We start from the raw sequence: 22,661 nt of genomic DNA on the forward strand, positions 1-22,661 counted from the left end.
GAGGAGAGCGGCCGTGACGTGGGTGGAAGCGGGGACGGGCGGCTATCAAGTCGCGCTCGACGCGGAGGGCAGGGTGGTGTGCCGCAACGCGGCCGGCCGCCCGTTGAAGTCCCTTCCGTCGAAGCTGAACGACGATCCGGTGGTCACCGGGCTCAAACAGCTCACCGAGTGGCTCGCCGCGCACCGGCGCGGCTGCCTGGAGGACGTGGAGCGGTGGATGGTCTGCTCGCTGCCCGTCCCCGCCGCGGTCCTGGTCGCGGTCTGGCCGGACGAGGCCTGGCAGGAGGTCCTGCGCGACCTGGTGGTGACGGGCGCGGACGGCGAGGTCGCCGGGTTCCTGCGCGGCGCCGACGCCGAACGCGGCCTCGGGCTCGTCGACCTCGACGGGGACACCGTGCGCCTCACCGACGGCGAGATCCTGATACCCCACCCCGTCCTCCTGGAGGACTTGGACGAGCTGCGCGAGTTCGCCGTCGAGCTCGGGGTCTCCCAGCAGGTGCAGCAGCTGTACCGGGAGGTCTGGCACCGCCCGGCGGAGGCCGCGTCCGGTACCGAGGTCACCAGCTACGCCGGCGGCCGCTACAACGCCCTGCGCGACCTGCTCGGCCGCTGCGCCCGGCTCGGCTACCGGGTGCGCGGCGGCTACGCCGTGCTGCCCGTGGTCGAGGGCGGCCGCGCGCTGGAGGCCCGCGTCTGGGTCGGGGACTACTACGAGTACGACGAGTGCGAGACCGGCGCGCTCAGCTGGGCCGGCCCGGACGGCACGATCCTGCCGGCGGCCGAGGTCGGGCCGGTCGCCTGGTCCGAGGGCATGCGGATGGCCGCCGCGCTGTACGCCGGCCGCACGATCGAAGGGGAGGAGCCCGCATGAGCACCACCGAACTGCACGAGCGCCTGCTGGATGCCGGAGCGGTCCTCCCGGCGGGCACGCTGCCCGGCGCCGGGCAGCCCGACAGTGCCGCCGACGTCCTCACCGCCCGCAGCTACGCCCACCCGGCGCTCGACGGGCGCCGGATCGTCCGGCTCGTCCCGGGCGCGCTCGGGCCCGCCGAGGACCTGGCGGTCGACTTCCTCGGCCTGAAGCCGGCGGCGGAGCCGGCCGAGGTCGGCCAGGTCCGCCAGGAGGCGCTGGGCTTCCCCGCCTGGGCGCTGGTCCACGACCCGGCGAACGGCCACCACGCACTCGCCCTGGTCAAGGAGATGGAGCGGCTCGCCCGGCAGGCGAAGTCCAAGCCCGGCCACGCCAAGGACGGCTTCGACGAGCTCGCCGTGCGCCTCGGCCGCGCGGTGCCGCACTTCCTGCCGACCTACTGCGAGGAGGTCGGCCGGATCTTCGTCGAACAGGGCAACCAGACCTACGCCGGCACCTTCTTCGGCAAGGCCCGCGAGGCCGAGCGCACCCACAGCCTCGCCGTGGACGAGGAGCGGCTGCGCGCCGTCTTCCTGGAGTTCGCGCTGGCCGGCGCGCTCACCGTCAAGGCGCTGCGCCAGTACGTGAAGGAGCTGAGCGGCCGGCTCGACCCGCTGACCGCCTGGCAGCGCTTCCGCCAGCTCTGCACCGAGCGCTCGGCCGCCGGCATGGCCCCCTACGCGGGGATCGCCGAGGATGCCCGCGCCCTGATCCGGGCCGCCGGGCTCGACCGCACCGAGCACGAGCAGGCCCTGCTCGCCGAGCTGCTCGCCTCCCCCGCCGTCAACCGCGCGCCCGGCGCCTTCTGGAAGTCCTGGCACGGCGCCGTCATCGAGCTGGCCCGGCGTGACGAGGGCGTCCGCGCCCGGCTGCTGGAGATCATGCCCGACCCGGCCGGGGTCTCCGACCAGAGCGCCCAGGACGCCTCCTGGCTCGCCGTGCTCGCCGAGAGCGGCGCCGAGCAGCTGCTGACCGGCCTGCCCGCCGGCGGCGCGGCGGGCCGGGCCGGGACCACCCCGGCCGCCGCCGTCTGGCTGCAGCGCTGGGTGGGCCACCTCGGCCGGGGCTGGCGCACCAACGGGCTCAACGCCGAGACCGTCGCGCTGGTCGCCCGGATGACCGGGCGGCTGCGCGCCGACGGCATCCCGGTCGACCTCTTCACCGGGACGCGGCGCAGCCCCCACCAGATCGAGCTGCTCGACCTGCTGCTCGCCGAGGGCGTCCCGGTCGCCGACCCGGCCGACGGGCAGAGCCTCGGCCTCGGCGACTGGGTGCGCGAGTCCGGGCCCGGCGGCCGCACCCTCGCCGCGGTGGCCGCCGACCCGCGGTTCCGCGCCCTGCTGCGCTCCGGCGTGCCCAACAGCTGGACGGCCGCCGCGCACAAGCAGCTGGCCGCCCTCCCGGTGCTGCGCGAGCTGTTCGTCGAGTGGTCCGACGCCCGGGCCGACGAACTCCTCGCCGCGCGCGGCCTGGCGAGCGCCGCCGAACTGCTGAAGGACCTGCGGAGCAGCCGCGGCGCGATCCGCACCGAGAACCCGGCCGCCGCCGAGCGGATCGCCGGCCTCGACGTCACCGGACTGCTCGCCCGCACGCTGCGCACCGGCATCCTCGACGAGCTCGGCTGGCCCGCGCTGGAGGAGGCACTCGTCCGGCTCGGCATCGAGGCGGGCGAGGCCCCGGGCGGCCCCGAGGGCAGGGAACTGCCCGACGGCCTCTGCGTCGAGGAGGCCTGGCCGCAGCTGGTCCTGGAGCTCGGGAACCGCGTCGTGGTGGTCGGTCCGCAGGGCATCCTGCTGGAGCACACCCTGCGCATCCCCGACAAGCTGGAGCGCTGGCAGCGGCCCCGGCTGCGCTTCGTCGACGGCGAGCTGCTGGTCGCCTGGTACCGGGAGAACAAGCAGTACGCCTACTGGTCCGGCCGCCCCACCGAGACCTTCGAACTGGGCGGGGAGACCATCGTCCGCTACTACGGCGGCCAGGACGACCCGGAGATCCCGTCGATCCCGCTGTCCGGCGGGGGCCGGACCGCCGGCGAGCGCCCGCTGCACGTCGGTGACACCCGGATGCCCGCCGAGGCGCGGGTGATCGGCGACGGCACCGGTCACTGGACGGTCCGCCCGAGCCGCTCCGGTGACGTCCTCACCGAACTGGACGCGGCCACCGGCGCCCTGGGCCGCGCCGCCGAACCGCCCAGGATCGCCGCCACCGCGGCGGCCGGCCGGCTCGACCTCGACCGCACGTCGCTGCTGCCGATGCAGCCCGGTCTGGAGGCCACCCCGCTCGGCACCGACGGCGTGGTGCTCGGCAGCTGGGTCCGGGTCGACGGGGCCAAGGTCACCACCGGCACCGCCGACGGCACCACCCTCACCCTGGCCGGAAAGGGCCGGCGCGCCGATCGGTTCCCGCTCGGGCGGCTCGGCCTGCCCGGTGACGCCCACCCGCTGGTCGTCGAGGAGCGCGGCGGCGATCTCGGCCTCGCCCTGCCGGACGCCGACGGCAGCGGCGCCGACACCAGCACCGACCTGCGGACCTGCCGGCCCGGCGGTCTGGCGGCCGCCGGTACCGCGTTCGTCCCCCCGCTCGCCCACTGGCACGCCCTGCGGCCGCGCGACGAGGCGGGCTCGCTGGTCCTGCGCGGTCTGACCGACGAGCAGGCCGCCCGGCTGATCGACGCCGCCTGGCCGACGGACGCCGAACCGCCCGCGGAGGCCGAGCAGCGCTGGCTCACCGTCCAGGGCGTGCGGCGCCCGCTGGCGGTGGGCAAGGCCGCCCGACAGTCCGTGCCGGTCGAGGCCGTCGGCGCCGTGCTGCCCGGCATCGGCCACCCGCTGCTGCGGGCCGGCGTCGCCGGCCTCGCCCGGTCCGCCGCCGAACTGCTCGACCTCGCCGCCCGGTTCGTCCCGCAGCCCGAGGCCGAAGCCCGCCCCAAGCCCGGTACCGCCCGGGCGGGCGCCGCCTACCGGCCCGAGCACGGGCGTGACCAGGACCTGCGCGAGGCGGTGGAGATCCTGCTGCCCGACACCTCGGGCTTCGGCCGCTCCTGGGAGCACGGGGACCACTGGCGGGTGCTCGGCAACCTGCGCACCGTCCTCGGCGTCCTCACCGGGCCACCGGCCGTGGCGCCCGGTACCGAGGGCTGGTCCACCCCGCTCCGGGTCGAGCTGGAGGGGGACGACAACCACCACGGCTGGCTGAGCCTCCTCGGCCACCTCGGCACCCTCGCCTACGCCGCGGCCGCCCCGCTCACCGGCGCGGCCGAGCGGTCGGCGCTCGCCCTGCTGCTGACCGAGCTCACCCGCGGCCTGCTCGCCGACCGCGGCGCCACCCTGCGCGAGGTCGTGCTGACCGAGCCGCTCGCCAACTTCGTCGACCCGGACGGCACCACCCGCAAGCACCCGTCCCGGGCCGGCCAGGTGTTCCGGCACGGGGAGCGGACGGTCGTCGTCCTCGGCTGCCGTCACCACCGCGAGGACCGGGTGAACTGGCTCGCCGTCGACCACGACCCGAGCGGCGCCTTCGGGCCGGTCGCCCACTTCGGCACCGCCGGGGAGCGCAACACCGAGGAGGTCGTCACCGCCGACTGGACGGCGCGGTTCACCGCCCTGCTCGCCCTGCACGGCGGGTTCGTCCGGGAGCCCGGGCAGGCCGCCGCCTTCGGTGCGGCGACCGGCATCGGCGCCACCCGGGCCGCCCTGCTGCTCAGCCCCACCAACACCCTGTTCGGGTGGTACGGCAACGTACTCCCCGCCGACCGGCTCAAGGAGTACGGCCTCAAGTCGGCCGAGGCCAAGGCCGCCCGGGACTGGCTGCGCGGTCGCGACCGGGCCGGCCTCCGCGCCGTCTGGACGGCGCTCCTGCCCGCCGACCCGAAGGCGCTCTGGACGGACGGCCCCGACACCGCGGCCGGAGCCGAACGGTGGACGGAACGGTTCGGACGGCTCGTCACCCTGCCCGAGGAGGCCCAGGCCACCGTCAACGGTGTCGGGATCAACCACATCGAAGAGGTCCTGAACCCCACCCGGACGCCCTGGCTCAACCGCACCACCGGCTACCGGGTGCGGGCCACCCAGGAGGGCGGGCCGGTCCAGCTGGTCGCCGACGACCCGCACGCCCTGCCCGGCGACACCGGTCTGGGCGGAGCCGTCGACGCCCTGCGCTGGCTCGCCTACCACCTGCCCGCCGACAGCCCGCTGCGCCCGCTGCTGCCGCAGGCCGCCGCCGCGCTGCGGGCCCGGCTGGCCGACCCGGAGCTGCTGCTGAACTACGACCTGCTCCGCACCGCCAAGGGCGAGAAGCTGTCGCCGGTGCTGCGCACCCGCTTCGGGCTGCCGGCCGAGGGCGGGGCCGACGCCGACGGTCTGGTCCGCTGCGGGGAGGCCCTCGTGCTCGCCCCCGGCCGTACCGAGGACGAGCAGGTCTGGCTGCGCCCGGCCGGGCTCACCGGCGGGGACGATCCGGTCCTGGAGCTGCTGGCCGGGCTGGTCGACGGTTACTGGTTCACCAGTCAGCGCCCCGCCCTGGCGGCCATCCTGGACGGCGAGCTGGAGCGTCTGGTGGCCCCGCCGGAGCTCGCGCCCGACCCGGCGCCGACCGGTGCCGGGGAGGAGGCCCGCTGGGCGCAGAACCCGCAGCTCAGCGCCGGCCCGCTGGTCGCCGAGGTGGCCGCCGCCCACGGCCTCGGCGCGGACGCCGCCGCGCTCTACCTCCAACTGCTCGCGCTGCCCGACCCGACCGACCGCAACGTCGCGCGCTGGACGGGCTGGAAGCCCGCCCGGCTGAAGCGGGCCCGGGCCGAACTCGCCGCCACCGACCTGGTGCTGGAGGCCAAGCGGGCCCGGGCCGGCCGCGGCCTCTTCCTGCCCGGCGGCTGGCAGGAGGCCAAGGCCCCCGGCCTCCCGGCGGAGACCTGGAAGGCCGGCCTGTACGAACTGCCCACCCACCACGCCGTCCTGCCGCGGCTGTCCGTCCCGGAGCTGTTCGCCCGGGCCTGGCAGCGGATCGGCGACGGGGACGTCCCCGGATACGAAGAGCTCCGTACCGGCAAGCGCAGGAAGGCCCGCCGATGACCACCGCCCCGAAGGACCAGTCCGCCGATCCGACGGCTCGGCAGATCGTCCCGCCCGAGGAGAGGTACGCCGCCGAACTGGAGTTCCTGGCGGCCCACGACACCGGCCCGCGCCCACCCGGCTGGCGGCTCACCCCGCGTGCCGTGGTCACCTTCGTGATGGGCAGCGGCGGCGAGAAGCTCAAGGCCGGGCGGAAGAGCCTGGCCGTCGAGCAGAAGTTCGTCGGCGAGCGGGCGCTGGTCGAGCGCTGCGTGGTCACCCTCGCCGGGGAGCGCGGTCTGCTGCTCGTCGGCGAACCGGGCACCGCGAAGTCGATGCTCTCCGAACTGCTCGCCGCCGCGGTCTGCGGCACCAGCGCGCTCACCGTCCAGGGCACCGCCGGTACCACCGAGGACCAGCTGAAGTACGGGTGGAACTACGCCCTGCTGCTGGCCAAGGGCCCCAGCCGGGACGCCCTGGTGCCCTCGCCGGTGCTCACCGCGATGACCACCGGAGCCGTCGCCCGGGTCGAGGAGGTCACCCGCTGCCTGCCCGAGGTGCAGGACGCCCTGGTCTCGCTGCTCTCCGAACGGCGCATCGCGGTACCCGAGTTGGCGGGCAGCCCGGACGGCCAGCTGCACGCCGCGGCCGGCTTCACCCTGATCGCCACCGCGAACCTGCGGGACAAGGGCGTCAGCGAGATGTCCGCCGCCCTCAAGCGGCGGTTCAACTTCGAGACGGTCGGCCCGATCGGCAGCCTCGCGGCGGAGGTCGAGCTGGTCCGCCGGCAGTCCACCGCCGCGGTCGCCCGGGCCGGTGCCGCGTACGCGGTGGACGACGCCGTGCTGGAGGCACTCGTCACCGCCTTCCGGGACTTGCGCACCGGCCGCTCCACCGAGGGCTGGGACGTCGAGCGCCCGTCCACCGTGATGAGCACCGCCGAGGCCGTCTCGGTGGCCACCGCGCTGGGCGTCTGCGCCGCCTACCTGCCCGACGGCGGAGACCTCCTCGGCCGGCTGCCGGGGCAGCTGATCGGCGTCGTCCGCAAGGACGACCCGGCCGACGCCGCCCGGCTGCTCGGCTACTGGGACGGCCCGGTCCGGCGCCGTGCCGAACAGGGCGCGGCCACCTGGCGGATGCTCTGGGACCTGCGTTCGGCCCTGGAGGCGTGAGGCGATGACGACGAGCAGCGCGGTGACCGGACTCTCCGGAGCCGGAGGAGCGGGCCTTCGCGGCCCCGGCACGCCCGGGGACCACGACGACCCGCGCGGGGTGGTCGAGGCGGAGGCGGCGCGGTTGGCCGCCTCGGGGGCAGGCCGCCCGGGGCCGTTCCTGATCGGGGTGCGGCACCACGCCCCCTCGCTCAGCGCGGTGGTGCCCGCGCTGCTCGACGCGGCCCGGCCCGAGGTGGTCCTGGTCGAGCTGCCCGCCGAGTTCCAGCCCTGGCTGGACTGGCTGGCCGACGAGTCCACCCGGGCGCCGGTCGCCCTCGCGGCCGCCCCGGACGGCTCCGGGGACGGTCCGGGCGAGGGGCCCGCCGGGCTCGCCTTCTACCCGTTCGCGGACTTCTCCCCGGAGCTGGCCGCGCTGCGGTGGGCCCGTCGCAACGGCGTCCCGGCCCTCACCTGCGACCTGCCGCTCGCCCGGCGGGCCGAGGCCCGCCGGGCGAGCGGGGACACCGCGCACGACGGCCGCCCCGGCGTCGCCGCCGCGCTGCGGCACCGGCTCACCGGGCGGGACGACGACGATGACCTCTGGGACCGCCTGGTCGAGACCGCCGCCCCCGGGTCCACCCCGGAGGCCGTCCGCCGCGCCGCGCTGCTGGTCGGCTGGGCGATGCGCCGCGACGCGGCGGACGGCGCCGGGGTCGACCCGTACGACCTGCGACGCGAGGCCTGGATGCGCGCGCGGATCCGGGCCGCCGGGGCCGACGGGCGCCGGGTCGCCGCCGTCATCGGGGCGTTCCACGCCCCCGCGCTGCTCGACGACGCGGCGGCCGCCGGGCCCCACCCCGACGGCGGCGGGGACGGCGGCCACGCGGAGCCCGGCGACCACGCGGAGAACGGCGGCCACGTCGTCTCGCTGATCCCCTACACCTACCCCCTGCTCGACGCCCGGTCCGGGTATCCGGCAGGCATCCGAGACCCCGAGTGGCAGCACACGGTGCTCGACGCGGGCGGCGATCCGGAGCGGCTCGCCGACGCCCTGACCGGCACCGCGGTGCGCATCTGCCAGGCCCTGCGCACCCAGGACCACCCGTCGGGTCCGGCCGACGCCCGCGAGATCGTCCGGCTCGCCGGGGACCTCGCCCGGCTGCGCGGGCTGGCCGCCCCCGGCCGGGGCGAACTGGTCGAAGCCGTGCAGACCGTCCTCGCCCAGGGGGAGCCGCTCGGCCGTGGCCGGGCCGTCGCCCGCGCGCTGGAGCGCGTCCTGGTCGGCACCCGGACCGGGCGGGCCGCGCCCGGCGCCCCGCGCAGCGGCCTGGCACCCGCCGTCGAAGCGGCCCTCAGCGAACTCGGCCTCCCCGGGCCGGGCGACTCCGCCGAGACCGCCCCGCGGGAACTCCGGCTGGACCCACTGCGCTCGGCCCTCGACCGCCGCCGCGACCTGCTCCTGCACCGCCTCACCGCCTGCGGCGTCCCCTACGGCGAACCGGTGGCCGGGGTGGGCGCGGGCGGCACCGAGACCCTCGGCGCCCGCTGGCGCGTGCAGTGGAGCCCGACCGTCGCCGCGATGCTGACGGTCGCCGGCACCCGTGGCGTCACCCCGGCCCAGGCGGCCGAGGGCGCGCTGCGGGAGCGGCTGCGCCGCGAGCAGCAGGCCGACGGCCCGACCGCCCGCGAGGTGGTCCAGGGCCTCGCCGACGCCGCCGCCTGCGGACTGCCGGCGCTCGCCGACACCCGACTCGCCCAGCTCACCGCCGTCCTCCCGCAGAGCGGGACGCTCCCCGAACTCCTGGACGCACTGGCCCTGCTGGACCGCCTCGCCGCCGGTCACATCCCCGGCCTCGCCCCCGAGGCGCGGCGGGACTCCTCCGCACCGGCGACCGCGGACCGGACGGAGCCGGCCGCGCCGCCCGGGGAGCGGGCCGGGCCGATCGAGCCCGGCGGCCGGGCCGTCGCACTCGCTTCGGCCGCGGAGCTGCTGACCGACGCGGCGGTGCGCCAACTGGAGGGGCTGGGCGGGTCCGACGACCCCGCCGATGCCCGGGCCCTGGTGGAGCTGGCCCGCCGGGCCGACCTGTCCGGCGGCGTGCGGCTCGCCCACACGCTGACCGAACTCGCCGACGGCGGGAGCCCGTTGGTCCGGGGAGCGGCCGGGGCCGTGCGGGTCCTGCTCGGGCAGGACGGCCCGAGCGCGTTCGGCGGCCGCGCGGCCTCCTGGGTCGACGGAGCCACCGACACCGGGACTCGTCATGCCCTCGGCCGATCGCTGGTCGGTCTGCTGACGGCGGCGGAGGGGCTCTTCTCCACCGCGCCCGAGGCGCTCGAACCGGTGCTGGAGCGGGTCACCGCCCTGTCCGACACGGCGTTCCTGGACCGGCTGCCCGCATTGCGCGGCGGCTTCGACACCCTCGCCCCGGCCGCCCGGGACCGGTTGCTGACACTGGTCGAGGAGCGTCTGGGCAGCCGTCTGCAGGCCCTGCCGGACGCCGTTCCGCCGGCGCTGCTCGCCGCCTGGGCCCGCGCGGACCTCGCCGCCCGGGCCGCCCTGGAACGACGCGGGCTGCTCCCGGAGCGACCCACCGCCCCGACGGCCGAGCCGACTGCCCGACCGCTGGCCGCACCCGGGTGCTCCGACCGGCCGGCGGACGAGCTCGTCGGCGGGCCGGCCGGCGATGTTCCCGCGACGGCCGGTGGCCCGGCGGTCGAGCCGACACCCGGGCGGCTCGCGGCGGCCGATCATCCCGGCCGGACGGCTCACCGCGCCGTGGCCGCCGACGACGGACACCCCGCCCGCGGGCAGGCCGTCCAGCCCTTCCACGGCCCGGGAACGGATGCCGGGCCGGCTCCGGGGCCCGCTGCGCACGTCCCCGCTCCCGCGTCCGCCGGGCAGGGGCTCGCGCCGGCCGAGCGGTGGCGGCTGCTGCTCGGGCGGCCGGGGGGCGGAGGCCTCGGGGGACGTGCGGCCAGGCTCGCGACCGCGCTCGACGAGCTGTACGGCACCGGGCACGGGGAGGGGTCCGGGCCGGGGCTGGACGGTCGGGGCGGGGCGGGCGGCAACCGGGGCGGCCGTGAGGCCCCGTACCCGGGCGTGCGCGAGTGGTCCGAGGAGCTGACCGCGCTGTTCGGGCCGGGCATCCGCGAAGAGGTGCTCGCCGCCGCCGTGGGGCAGGGCCGGGCCGACGCGCTGGACGCGATCGACCCGGGTGCCGTCCGCCCCTCCGTCGACCTGCTCCGGACCGTGCTGGAGCACGCCGGTGGCCTGCCGGAGGCGCGGATCGCCGGACTGCGTCCACTGGTGCGGCACCTGGTGTCCGAGCTCACTCGGGAGCTGGCGACCAGGCTCCGACCGGCGCTCACCGGGATCAGCGTGCCGCGGCCGAGCCGGCGGCCCGGCGGCGGGCTCGACCTCCACCGGACGATCCGGGCGAACCTCGCCACCGCGCGCCCGGCCCGGCCGGGGGATCCGGAGGCGGGCACGGTGATCGTCCCGGAACGGCCGGTCTTCCGGACCAGGGCCCGACTGGCGGCCGACTGGCGGCTGATCCTGGTGGTGGACGTGTCCGGGTCGATGGAGGCATCCACGGTCTGGGCGGCGCTGACCGCCTCGATCCTGGCCGGGGTGCCCTCGCTGAGCACCCACTTCGTCGCCTTCTCCACCGAGGTCGTCGACCTGACCGAGCGGGTGGAGGACCCGCTCGGCCTGCTCCTGGAGGTCCGGATCGGCGGCGGCACCCACATCGCCACCGGGCTGAAGTACGCACGCGAGCTGGTGACCGTGCCGTCCCGGACGCTGGTCGCGGTGATCAGCGACTTCGAGGAGGGCGGACCAATCGGCGGGCTGCTGACGCAGACCCGCGCGCTGGTCGACTCCGGCTGTCACGTGCTCGGCTGCGCCGCGCTCGACGACACCGGGACGGCGCGTTACTCGAAGGCGGTCGCGAGCCAGCTGGTCGCGGCCGGAATGCCGGTGGCGGCGCTGAGCCCGCTCGAACTGGCCCGCTGGGTGGGGGAGAAGGTCCGATGACTGAGCAGCAGAGCGTGCCGTCCGGCGGGGCCTGGCCGGCCGTCCGGCCGGAGGTGGTCGCCGAAGTGGTGGCGGGGCTGTCGGCCCGCCTGCAGAAGCGGCTGGACGGCGCGGCCGCCAAGCTGGCGGAGCGCCCGGTGCGCCGGGACGGCGACGAGTGGCGGATCGAGGTGGACGAGGAGACCTCCCTCGTCCTGCACGCGCCGGGCGGGGTGGTCCGGGGGCAGGCCGATGTGCGCTGCGGCTGCCTGCTGGCGCCGGCCTGCGTGCACCGGGCGGCGGCGGTCACGGTCTGCCGGATCGCCGACGCGGACACCGAACCGGGCCCGGACACCGAACCGGGCCCGGGGTCGGGCACCGAACCGGGACCGGTCGGCGGCCCGCCCGGCGGCCCCCGCACCGCTCCCGATGCCGCTCCCGATGCCGCTCCCGACGACGCCTCCGGTGGTTCGCTCACGGCGGCCGAGCAGGCCGCCGTCCACCACCTGCACCGCGCCGCCGCGGCCGTGCTGGCGGCCGGGGTGGGCGGAGCCGGCGCCGTGCTCCAGGCGGAGCTGCTGCGGGCGGCCCACCGGGCGCGGCTGAACGGGTTCCACCGGCCGGCCGCGGCAGCGGTCGCGGTGGTGAGCTGGCTCCGGGCCGCCCGCTCGGGCGAGCCGGACCACCGGCTCGCACTCCTGATCGCCGGCCTGCGCGAGCTGCTCGACCTGACCACGACCCTGACCACGACCTTGTCCCCGACCTTGCCCCCGACTGTGGCCACGGCCCTGACCCCCGCGCGAACCGCGGCCCCGGGTACGGGGCACGGCGATCTCGCCGCCCTGCGCGGTACCGCACGTCAGGCCTACCGGGAGGCGGGTGGGCTGCGGCTGTACGGGCTGTTCACCGAACCGGTCCTGACCGCCACCCACGCGGGCGTACTCACCTGGGCGGTGGATGCCACCGGCGTGCTGAGTACCGTCGCCGAGGTGATGCCGCACGCCGACCCGACGACGGCCGCCCCGCAGGCGGTCGGCGCGGGGAACCGGGCGGTCCGGTTGGGTGACGCCCTGCTCAGCCACCGCGAGTTCAGCCGGGCGGGGCTGGCCGTCCAGGGGGCGACGCGGTCCGCCAACGGTCGGCTCGGCGCGGGCAGTTCGGTTCGAGCGGTGCGGGCCGGGGGAGTGGCGTGGACGGCGGACCCGGTCGCCGGGCTCTGGACGGAGCCCCCGGCCGTCCAGGTGGAGCGGGCCCTGGCAGCGGCGGCGCTGCCGTACGAGGGCCGGCTGGCCGGGAGCGACCTGCTGTTCCTGGACGTCACGCTGCTCGGCGCCGCCCCGCACGGGTCGGGCGGCCTGCCCGAGCTGCTGGCCGACTGCGGTGGGCGGGTGGTCGCGCTGCGCGCGGCCCACGACCACCCCGGGCTGGCGTTCCGGGGCAACCTGGCGCTGCTCACCACCGCGCCGGGCCTGCGGCTGCGGGTGATCGGCCGGCTGGAGCGGGCCGAGCACCCGGAGCTGCGGCTGCTCGCGGTGGGTACGCCACCGGTTGGACCCCAGCCGGGGGAGCCGGCCCTCGCGCTGCCCGCCGATCGGGCGGCGCGGGTCAATCTGGGCCTGGAGCGGTTGCAGACCGCCGATCTCACCCTCGGCGCCGCGTCCAGCACCTCCGCCCCCGTCGAGGTCCCGAGCAGTGCGGCCGGACCGGTCGGGCCCGCGGCTCCGGTCCATCTGCTGGCGCGCCGGGTGGAGCAGGCGGTGACCGGCGGGCGGCAGGGGCTCGCGCTCGGCGCCGGGGCGGCGGACACCGGCCGGTCGGAGCTGCGCGCGGCCGGTCTGGCCACGGGGGCGGCCCTGCTCGACGCGCTCCGCGCGGCGGCGGCGGACCAGCCCCGCGACGTGTTCGGCAGGGTGGTGGCGGACGACCATGCCGCGTTCACCTCCGCCTGGCTGGCGGCGGCCTGCTACGGCGAGGAGTTGGCCTCGGCGCTCTGCGCGGGTGGCTGGCAAGGGCAGGATCCGGTCAAGGCCGGGTCATAAGAAAGTATTTGCACAGGCAGGTAAAGCGCGTCGAATGGCATACTGGGGGGCGGGAAGACGTTCGACCGGTCGTACTACCGTCGACCGGGGCCGGACAAGTGACCGGCCGGTGGGCCGACCGGGCCACGGGTCCGGTCCGGGTTCGAGCCCGGGTTCGAGCCCGGGTTCGTGCACGAGCTCGGGCCGGGGTCCGGGCCGGAACAGGGAAAGCGAAGGGCGAGCCATGGGTATCCACGACGATGCTGCCGAGATCCGCGCGTGCGGCTGGCGTACGCTCGCCGCTCTGCACGGCCTCATCGACGCCGCGCTGGAGAAGGCGCTCCAGAGCGAGCACCAGCTCTCGGTGGTCGAGTACACGGTGCTGGACGCGCTCTCGCGGCAGGACGGCTGGCACATGCGGATGCAGCAGCTGGCCCGGGCCGCGGCCCTGAGCAGCAGCGCGACCACCCGCCTGGTGACCCGCCTGGAGGACCGCGGCCTGCTCAGCCGCTTCCTCTGCGTCGACGATCGGCGCGGCATCTACACCGAGCTGACCCCACAGGGCCGCCAGCTGCTCGAAGCCGCCCGGCCGGTGCACGACGCCACCCTGGAGGCGACGCTCGCCAAGGCCACCGACGCGCCGGAGCTGGCCCCGTTGGTGCGGGCCCTGGAGGAGCTCAAGCTCACCCCGGCGGCGGCCGCTGTCCCGGCCACCGTCGCGGCCGCCGTCTGACCCCGACCGGTACGGCCGACGTCGGCGCCGAAGCCGGTACCGACACCGGCACCGGCGCGCGGCCGAGAACCCGACCCGGCCGCCGCCGGAGCGGTGGCCGGGTCGGGTCACACCTCGTCCGGCCTCTGTTGCGCGGGGCCGGTCTTGCGGACCCGCCGGGGGAGGGAGGGCGGGACGCGGGGGTGCCCTTCGAGTCCGTGGTCCGACGGGACCTCCTGGACGCCCTCGTGCGTACGCGTGGCGGGGTCGGCCGGGTGGCTCTCCACCACGCCGTCCCACAGGGCCTCCCGAGGGTTCGCGTACCGCGGTCCGGCGGACGCCTCCCCGGCTACCGCGCCACCGTCCGAAGGCGCGCGGTCGGAAGGGGCGCCGTCCGAAGGCGCGTCGTTCGGGCGGACACCCTCCGGAACACCGGCGTCCGCACCCGTGCCCGAGGCCGCGCCGAACGGACTGTCGTCCTGCCAGGGCGACGAAGCCCGCGACGGTGAGGCCTGCGGCGCCGACGGCTGCCACGACGAGGCCCGGGGGACGACCACCGCGTCGGGCAGCCCGGGGATCGGCGAGCCGGCCGCCGGGGGAGCCGGGGGCGCGCCCGCGGTCAGCGCCTCCGGGGCCTCCGGCTCCTCGCCCGACCCGCCGTCCCCGTTCCCGCCGTCCCCGCCCCCGCTCCGGTCGGCCTCCGCCACCACCGGCGGCCGGGTCACCCGGGCGCCGGGCGGCAGGCCGGCCACGGACGGGGTCTGTTCCATCCGCTCCAGCAGCGCCGACGGCAGCAGCACCACGGCCCGCGTCCCCCCGAAGGGGGAGGACCGCAGGGTGACCTGGATGTGGTGCCGGGAGGCCAGCCTGGCCACCACGAAGAGGCCGAGCCGCAGGTCGTCCCCGAGCGCGGAGACGTCCAGCTCGGGCGGGTCGGCCAGGTAGGCGTTGAGCTGCTCGTACTCGTCCCGGCACATCCCGAGACCGCGGTCCTCGACCTCGACGGCCAGCCCCCGGGGGACTTCCTGCGCGGAGACCTGCACCTTGGTGTAGGGCGGGGAGAAGGTGGTGCCGTTCTCGATCAGCTCGGCGATCAGATGGATGACGTCGGCGACGGCCTGGCCGCCGAGCGCGACGCGCGGGATGCCCTGCACGACCACCCGGGAGTAGTTCTCCGTCTCCGAGACGGCGCTGCGCAGCACGTTGACGACCGGGACGGCGTTGCGCCAGCGCCGGGCGGGCAGCGCGCCGCCGAGGATGACCAGGTTCTCGGCGTTGCGCCGCATCCGGGTGGCGAGGTGGTCGACCGCGAACAGCTCGCGCAGCAGCCCGGGGTCCTCGTGCTCGCGCTCCAGCGCGTCCAGCATGCTGATCTGGCGGTGGAGCAGGATCTGGGTGCGGCGGGCGATGTTGAGGAAGACCTTCTTGGTGCCCTCCCGCCCCTGGGCCTGGTGCACGATGGCGGTGAGGGCGGCGGTGCGGACGGCGGAGAGCCCCTCGGCGGTCTGGTGGAGTTCGTCGCCGAGGCGCCGGGCGGGGATCCAGGCGGGCGGTGGCGGGACGGATTCGCCGGCCCGGAGCCGACCGACCACCTGGGGGATCTCGTGCCGGGCGATCGAGAGAGTGTCGGCCCGCAGGTCGCGCAGCCGGGCGGACACCGACCGGGCCAGTCGGATGCCGCGGGTCAGGCTCCAGAGCAGCACGACGGCGACGGCCGCGCTGGCGACCGCCAGGGCGTTCCGGTGGCCGGTGCCGCGCAGCAGGGAGAGGGCGTAGCCCCAGGTGGCGGCGAGGCCGAGGCAGGGGACCAGCACGAGGGCGAGGAGAGAGCGGCGGAGCGAGCCGGACCGGCCGGCGCGGTGGCCCGTGCGCGGGGCCGATATGCCTGGCATCTGATTCCTTGGTGCAGGGCCAACGGCGGGTCTGCCCGTGTGCGGTCCGGCCGGGGTCTCGGAGCCGCCACGGCCGGCGGGCCCGGAGGGGGCCGGACGAGGTGGCGTGGTACCACCGTCCGAGCGGGTGCAGCACGGCCGCCGACTTCGGGCACGCTATCAGCCCCGGGAGGCTCTGTCGCAACATCAACTGACGATATGTAAGCGGATGGTGACGCGTCTTTACATCGGGCGATCGGCCGCTTTTCGGTGGATCTCCGCAGGTCAGCTCGGTGGTCCTGGTCGTCGACGACTTCCCGGGAGCCTGAGGGGAGGTCTCCGGAAAGCCGTCAGGAACAGGTCAAGTACGGGAAGTCCGAGGCGGGCCGGAAGCCGGGCGTGGGCCGGTTCCGGGTGGCTCGGATGCCTCCGTGTGGGGGGTGGGGGCTTCAGCCGGCGAGCGGCATGTGCAGCAGGGCGGCGCCGGCCGGGCGGGCGGCCTCGGCCTCCAGCCGGGCCTCCCGCTGGGCCAGTTCGGTCCAGGCCCAGCTCGTGAGGTCGGACAGCTCCGCCGACCACTGCTTGCCGTACGTGCCCGAGGCCACCTGGCCGAGCCGCAGCCGCTGGACGTCGGAGGTGCCGGCGGGCGGGTAGATGTGGGTGGCGTCCCGCAGGTAGCGCTCGATGTGGAACTCGGCCTGCAGGCCCCGGGCGGCGTGGATCTCCATCGCGTTCCGCGCCGAGTCCAGCACGTACTCGGTGTTGATCAGCTTGGCGTTCATCAACTCGGCGTCGCAGGGCCGGCCGTGGTCCAGCTGGTGCGAGGCGTGGTAGGCGGCCAGCTTGGCGGTCATCAGGCGGGACTGCATCTCGCCCAGCTTGAGCGCTATGTTCGGCAGCTGGGAGAGCGGCTTCCCGTAGAGCACCCGCCCCTCGGCGAACCGCACGGTGTCCTCCACGATCGCCCGGTGGATGCCGAGTGCGACGGCGGCCAGGTTCAGCCGTCCGTACAGGGTCGAGGAGGAGTAGGCGATGTCCAGGCCCTGGCTCTCCTCGCCCAGCCGGTTGGCGGCGGGGACGCGGCAGTCCTCGAAGACGATCTCGCCGAAGCTGAAGCCGTGCAGGCCGCTCTGCGAGCCGGGGCTGCCGGTGCGAAAGCCCGGGCGGTCGCTCTCCACCAGGAAGGCGGAGAGGCCCCGGCTGCCCTCGCCGGTGCGGAGCACCACGCCGTGCACGTCGCCGATGTGGGAGTTGCCGACGAACCACTTGCGGCCGTTGAGGACGTACTCGTCCCCCTCGCGCCGCGCGGTGCCGGTCATGCCGAGCACGTGGCCGCCCGATTCGGGTTCGGTGACGGCGATCGTCGGCAGCACCTCGCCGGAGGCGAACCGCGGCAGCCAGTAGCGGCGCTGGGTGTCGGAGCCGAAGTGGATCACCTTGGCGACGCCGAGCTGCGAGGCCTGCGCCATCGCGCCCATCGCGCCGCTGACCCGGGCCAGCTCCTCGACGATGACCGTCTTGGCGAGGTGGCCGAGACCGAGCCCGCCGAAGGTCCGCGGAATGGTCGCGCCGATCCAGCCGCGCTGGGCGATCTCGCGGGAGAGTTCGACCTCGACCGTCCGGTCGGCCTCCATTCTGGCCACCTGCGGGCGCACCTCCTTCTCCGCGAACTCACGTACCTCCGCGCGGAGGCTCTCGTGCCGTTCGTCGGTGAAGTAGTCCATCGCCATGCTGGGTCCTCTCGATTCCGGGGTGGTGGTGCCTCCGTCCGTGCAGCCGAACCGCTCCGGCCGCCCAAGGGTGGGGGTGATGAGGTGGCGGCCGGTTGCCCTGGTGCAGCCGGTACGCGCGGATGTGCGGGGCGGGATCCTGGCGGAAACCCGTCCCTGTTTTCGGCAGGGCTCATTGTCGTATGGCGATCCGGCCCTCTCCATAGTCGATCTTGGAATGGCGCGAAACGGATCGCCCGAAGTCGGAGGAGGATTGAAAGCCGCCGCCGCGGGGGAATGATCATTCCCGCTTTTCGGCCCTGCTGGCGGGTCGTCCACGTGCGGGTTTGACCGCCCGTCAGTCGTGGGAGTCGGGTGGGCCGAGAGGGTCCATCGCGCCGATGGTCTGATTACATGTGCGCCATGACTGATGTGATGAGCACTCAAGGCCAGTTCCCGGGTGCCGCCGGCGAGTCCGAGCGGACCCGCCGGCTGCGCATCCTGGGTCTCAACGAACCCACCGTGGACGAGGCCTTCGACCGCTTCGCCCACCTGGCCGCCAGCCTCACCCGCGCCCCCATCGCCATGGTCAACTTCATCAACGACGAGCGGCAGATGTTCCGGGGGCTCTTCATTCCGCCAAACTCCGCCGCCCCGGGCGACACCGGCTGCTCCTGGGCCGACCGGGGGATCGTCTTCGACCTCCCGAGCCGGGAGATGCCGCTGAGCCACGGCTTCTGCCCGCACGTGGTCGCCCAGCGCTCCCCGCTGGCGCTCGACGACGTCCTCGCCTACCCCCGGTTCGCCGGGAACCCGGTCGTCGACGAGCTGGCGGTGCGCGCCTACCTCGGCGCCCCGCTGGTCGACGACACCGACACCGTCATCGGCACCGTCTGCGTCCTCGACCGTGAACCCCGCCAGTGGGGGCGCGAGCGGCTGCGCGACATCCAGCACCTCGCCGAGGCGCTGCTCTCCGAGATCCGGCTGCGCGACAACCTGATCGCCCAGCAGCAGGAGATGTTCGCCGCCTTCGACGGTTCGCCGTTCCCGATCATGCTGACCCGCGGGCCCGAGCAGGAGCTCCGCTACGTCAACCCCGGGCACGCCGAGGCCTTCGGTGCGCCGGTGGCCCACGGCTCGATCGGGCAGGCCTACCCGCAGCTGGCCGCCGCCGGGCTGGAGCAGACGGTCGGCGAGGCGTACCACACCGGTCGGACCGCCGTCCTGAACGACGTCCGTTTCCAGTCCACCCGGCCGGACGCCCAGCGGATCCACCAGATCTTCAGCTTCACCTGCACCCCGCAGCGGGCCGCGCGGACCGGCCAGGTGAACGGCGTGCTCGTGGTCGGCATGGACGTCACCGCGCAGTCCCGCACCGAGGAGGAGCTGGGCACGCTGGCCGCGCTGCTGGTCGACCGGCTCCAGCAGAGCGGTGGTGGCGCCACCGGCCGACCGGGCATCGGCGGCGGGGAGACCGGGCTGGTCCTCCCGGGCTGACCCCGGACGCCACCGCACCCGTCCCCCACCACGATGAACACGGCCCCTGCCACGACCCCCGCCACGACCACGACCACGACTTACGCCGCCGGCACCACCACCACCGGTGCCGCCGACACGACCGCCGCCGTCGCAGCCGCCGGACCGGCCACCGCCGCCGGCCCGACCACGACCGGCGCCACGTCCCGGACCGGCGCCACATCCAGGACGGACCCCGTACCCACCGGCCCCGCCACCGTGCCGGGGCGCCTCTCACCCCCGAGGAGAGGCGCCCCACCACGGTGACCGCCGGGAGCCCGCCGCCGTAGTCGCGGCCACAGCCGTCCGCTGCCGCACCGCCGCACCGCCGCACCGCCGTCCGCCGCAGCGCTGCCGCCGCTCGTTGCGAGCCGCCCGGCCGCCGCGCGGGTGAACCGGACGCCCCGTCCCCCGGACGGGCGCCCGCGGCACGGCCGCCGATGGTAGGCATGGGCCGCATGGAGTGGTTCGCCGACTGGTTCGCCGCACCCGAGTACGGGCCGAGCCGGGTCCTCGTGCAACGGCTGCTGGCCGCCGTCTACCTGACCGGATTCGTGGCCGCCGCCGCGCAGTTCCGGGCCCTGATCGGCGCCGAGGGCATGCTTCCGGTGCCCGCCTATACCGCCCGGGTACCGTTCCGCCGCGCGCCGAGCCTCTTCCACCTCCACTACAGCGACCGCTTCTTCGCCGCCGTCGCCGGCACGGGTGCCCTGCTCTCGGCGGGCCTGGTCGCCGGCCTGGGCGACGCCGTCCCGCTCTGGGCGTCGATGCTGCTGTGGGCGGTGCTCTGGCTGCTCTACCTGTCGATCGTCAACGTCGGCCAGACCTGGTACTCCTTCGGCTGGGAGTCCCTGCTGCTGGAGGCCGGCTTCCTCGCCGTCTTCCTGGGCAACCAGGACGTCGCCCCGCCGCTCCCGGTGCTCTGGCTGCTGCGCTGGCTGGCGTTCCGGGTCGAGTTCGGCGCCGGGCTGATCAAACTGCGCGGCGACAGCTGCTGGCGCGACCTGACCTGTCTGCGCTACCACCACGAGACCCAGCCGATGCCGGGACCGCTCAGCTGGTTCTTCCACCACCTGCCCGGGCCGCTGCACCGGGCCGAGGTCGCCGCCAACCACGTCACCCAGCTCCTGGTACCGGTCGGCCTGCTCCTCCCGCAGCCGGTCGCCGGCTACGCGGCCGTGATCGTCGTGGTGACCCAGCTCTGGCTGGTGGCCTCGGGCAACTTCGCCTGGCTGAACTGGCTCACCATCACCCTCGCCCTCGCCGCCGTGGACCCCGCCCGCTTCGGGCTGTCCTTCCGGACTCGCTCCTACGGCGGTACCCCCGGCTGGTTCGAGGGCCTGGTGATCGCGCTGGCCGTCGCCGTCGCGGTGCTCAGCTACTGGCCGGTCCGGAATATGGTCTCCCGTGAACAGGTGATGAACCGATCCTTCAACCGGCTTCATCTGGTCAACACCTACGGCGCCTTCGGCAGCGTCAACCGGATCCGCCTGGAGGTGGTGGTCGAGGGCACCGACGAGGCCACCGTCACCGGGCGGACGGTCTGGCGCGAGTACGGCTTCAAGGGCAAGCCCGGCGACGTGCGCCGTCTGCCGCGCCAGTACGCCCCCTACCATCTGCGGCTGGACTGGCTGATGTGGTTCGCCGCCATCTCGCCCGCGTACGCCCGGCCCTGGTTCCTGCCGTTCGTCGCCCGATTGCTGACGAACGACCCGGCCACGCTGCGGCTCCTGCGTCACAATCCGTTCCCGGACGCCCCGCCGACCCACGTCCGGGCGACGCTCCACCGCTACCGTTTCACCGACTGGCACGAACTGCGGTCCACCGGCGCGTGGTGGCACCGGACCGCGCTGCACGAGTACCTCGCGCCGGTCAGCCTTGACACCCTCACTCGTTCCGGTCACCGGCCGCCGCTCGGCCGCCGGAGCCGTTCGGTACCCCTGGACGGTCTGCGACGGCGGTCCGGTCACCCGCCCGGCCCCGCACCGCACCACCCGCCCGGCCCTCCCGAGTAGCGGCCGGGCGGGCGGTGTGGCACGCCACACCGGCCCGTCGGACGGTGGGTGCGTGCAAGGCTCGAACGGGCACCCGTATTCTTGGCCTCCACAACCGGCGGCCCGAACGCGCGCCCCCAGCCCCTCCCGCCGGGGCCTCCGTGCGCACCCGGTCCGCCGCCCCCTCGCCGCCCGCCCCGCCGCAGTCGCCCAGAACCGGACCTCACATGACAGTGCTTCACTCGCGCAACGCCGACGCCGCAGACGCCAAGGCCGCCGCAGACGCCAAGGACGCCACGGACCCGGATCAGAACCGCGGCCAGGCGGCCACGGTGGAGACCGGCCTCCGGGACGAGCTCGGCCGCTACGCCGAGCTCGGTGCCTTCACCCTCACCGCCGGGACCCACGCGTGGTACGCCGCCGTCGACACCGTCGCCACCCCCGAGGACGCCCGCGCCGCCTCCACCGCCCTCGCCGAACTCCGTGGCAGCGACCTCCAGCAGACCTGGGAGGCCGTCACCGCCCTGGCCGCCGACGCCAGGATCGAGGTGCCCGGCAGCGTCGCCGTCGCGGCGCTGTTCGCCGAGACGCTCCAGCGTGTCCACCAGACCTCCGCGACCCTGATCGGCGCCGCGTACGACGCCGACCTGGACGCGCTCGTCGCCGCCACGGCCGATCGCGCCTGGCGTCGTGAGAACGGCGTCAAGCTGTCGTTCCTGCGCGTGCGCGGGCTGCGCAAGCAGGCCGCCGCGCTGGTCGCCGGCGGCCGCAAGGTCCGCCCCGAGGAGCTGCACGAGGCGCTCGCCTCGGCCAAGATCGAACGTCGGGCCTGGGCCGTCCTCGCCCCCTCGGGCGCGCTGCCCGTCCCGCCGGCCGACGGCCCGCTGGCGGAGCGGACCGCGGCGGCCTTCGAAGCGATCGGCACCGCGCTGCGCGACCTGGGCCGGCTGCTGCCCGAGCACGACCTGGAAGCACAGCCGTTCCCCGAGCTCATCGACCTGGTGGAGCGTCTGGCGGCGGACGAGGGCACGCTCTACCGCCTCCCCACCATCCGCTCCCTGCGGACCTCGCTCGAGGAGGCCGGTCTGGCCGACCTGCTCGCCGAGCTCGCTGCCGCCGGCGCCGACCGCCGCGCTGCCGAGGCCGCCTACGGCGCCCGCCAGGCCCTGGCCGGAGGTCAGCGCGACGGCCTGACGGCGACGGAGGCGACGCCCGTCGAGGAGATCGCCGCCGTGGAGCCGGTCGCGGAGGAGCCGGTCGCCGAGGAGGCGGGCGCCGCCGAGGCGCTCGTTGAGGAGACGGTCGTCGAAGAGGCGGCCGTTGAAGAGGCGGTTGTCGAAGAGGCAGCTGTCGAGACCGAGGCCGAGCCGGTGGCGGCCGACAGCTCGACCGAGGCGGAGGCCGAGCAGGTCGTGGCCGAGGCGGCGACCGGAGCGGACGAGCCCACGGCCGAGGAGCCCGTCGAGGCCCGGCCGCTCGTCGTCTCGCTCCCGGCGCCCTCGCCGGCGGCGGACGACCTGGTGGACGCGGCTCCGGCTGTCCCGGCGCAGGCCGAGGCCGAGCCGGAGGTCGAGGTTGCCGAGGTCGTGGAGCCCGAGGCCGAGGTTGTGCCCGCGGTTGAGGCCGGGGCCGTTGAGCCGGAGGTCGTCGAGCCCGAGGCGGCTCCGGCCGAGTCCGTAGCCGAGGCTGCGCAGGTTGCCGAGGTTGCCGAGGTCGTC

Annotated in this window: 10 protein-coding genes and 1 pseudogene; 9 read left to right on the forward strand and 2 right to left on the reverse strand. The window is 75.9% G+C overall.

Annotated features, from left to right (window positions below; all coding sequences use genetic code 11):
• The first annotated feature begins 13 nt into the window (after window positions 1–13).
• The 6 genes from ACZ4UX_RS15810 (at window position 14) to ACZ4UX_RS15835 (ending at window position 13,875) form a co-directional block, all read left to right on the forward strand.
• Window positions 14–871, forward strand: coding sequence for a DUF4132 domain-containing protein (locus ACZ4UX_RS15810; RefSeq protein ID WP_465707060.1), 858 nt, complete (start codon window positions 14–16; stop codon window positions 869–871).
• Window positions 868–5,976: a hypothetical protein gene (locus ACZ4UX_RS15815; protein ID WP_465707061.1), complete on the forward strand. Its 5,109-nt coding sequence runs from the start codon at window positions 868–870 to the stop codon at window positions 5,974–5,976. The genes ACZ4UX_RS15810 and ACZ4UX_RS15815 overlap by 4 nt, the downstream gene beginning before the upstream one ends.
• Window positions 5,973–7,127: an ATP-binding protein gene (locus ACZ4UX_RS15820; RefSeq protein WP_359805450.1), complete on the forward strand. Its 1,155-nt coding sequence runs from the start codon at window positions 5,973–5,975 to the stop codon at window positions 7,125–7,127. The genes ACZ4UX_RS15815 and ACZ4UX_RS15820 overlap by 4 nt, the downstream gene beginning before the upstream one ends.
• A gap of 4 nt (window positions 7,128–7,131) precedes the next feature.
• The gene (locus ACZ4UX_RS15825; RefSeq protein ID WP_465707062.1) at window positions 7,132–11,145 is read left to right on the forward strand and encodes a vWA domain-containing protein; all 4,014 of its coding nucleotides are present in this window, start codon (window positions 7,132–7,134) and stop codon (window positions 11,143–11,145) included.
• Window positions 11,142–13,163, forward strand: coding sequence for a hypothetical protein (locus ACZ4UX_RS15830; RefSeq protein WP_465707063.1), 2,022 nt, complete (start codon window positions 11,142–11,144; stop codon window positions 13,161–13,163). Before ACZ4UX_RS15825 ends, ACZ4UX_RS15830 begins: the two co-directional genes overlap by 4 nt.
• Window positions 13,164–13,386: 223 nt before the next feature.
• Window positions 13,387–13,875 carry a MarR family winged helix-turn-helix transcriptional regulator gene (locus tag ACZ4UX_RS15835; RefSeq protein ID WP_465707064.1) on the forward strand — a complete coding sequence of 163 codons (489 nt, stop codon included), beginning with the start codon at window positions 13,387–13,389 and terminating at the stop codon, window positions 13,873–13,875.
• Window positions 13,876–13,982: 107 nt separating this feature from the next.
• Here the strand turns inward: ACZ4UX_RS15835 and ACZ4UX_RS15840 are convergent, their stop codons facing one another.
• Both ACZ4UX_RS15840 and ACZ4UX_RS15845 read right to left on the reverse strand, forming a co-directional pair.
• Window positions 13,983–15,746 carry a sensor histidine kinase gene (locus tag ACZ4UX_RS15840; protein ID WP_465707065.1) on the reverse strand — a complete coding sequence of 588 codons (1,764 nt, stop codon included), beginning with the start codon at window positions 15,744–15,746 and terminating at the stop codon, window positions 13,983–13,985.
• 428 nt (window positions 15,747–16,174) lie between these two features.
• Window positions 16,175–17,449: an acyl-CoA dehydrogenase family protein gene (locus ACZ4UX_RS15845; protein ID WP_329492320.1), complete on the reverse strand. Its 1,275-nt coding sequence runs from the start codon at window positions 17,447–17,449 to the stop codon at window positions 16,175–16,177.
• 420 nt (window positions 17,450–17,869) lie between these two features.
• Between ACZ4UX_RS15845 and ACZ4UX_RS15850 the strand changes: the two genes are divergently transcribed.
• The 3 genes and pseudogenes from ACZ4UX_RS15850 to ACZ4UX_RS15860 all read left to right on the forward strand — a co-directional run.
• Entirely contained in the window at window positions 17,870–18,931 is a 1,062-nt protein-coding gene (locus ACZ4UX_RS15850; protein ID WP_465707066.1) for a GAF domain-containing protein, read from the forward strand.
• Between the two features lie 467 nt (window positions 18,932–19,398).
• Window positions 19,399–20,964, forward strand: coding sequence for a lipase maturation factor family protein (locus ACZ4UX_RS15855; RefSeq protein WP_465707067.1), 1,566 nt, complete (start codon window positions 19,399–19,401; stop codon window positions 20,962–20,964).
• A 206-nt stretch (window positions 20,965–21,170) separates the two neighbouring features.
• A pseudogene (locus ACZ4UX_RS15860) lies at window positions 21,171–22,661 on the forward strand (hypothetical protein); the annotation flags it as partial.

Source organism: Kitasatospora sp. NPDC028961 (genome assembly GCF_055564815.1).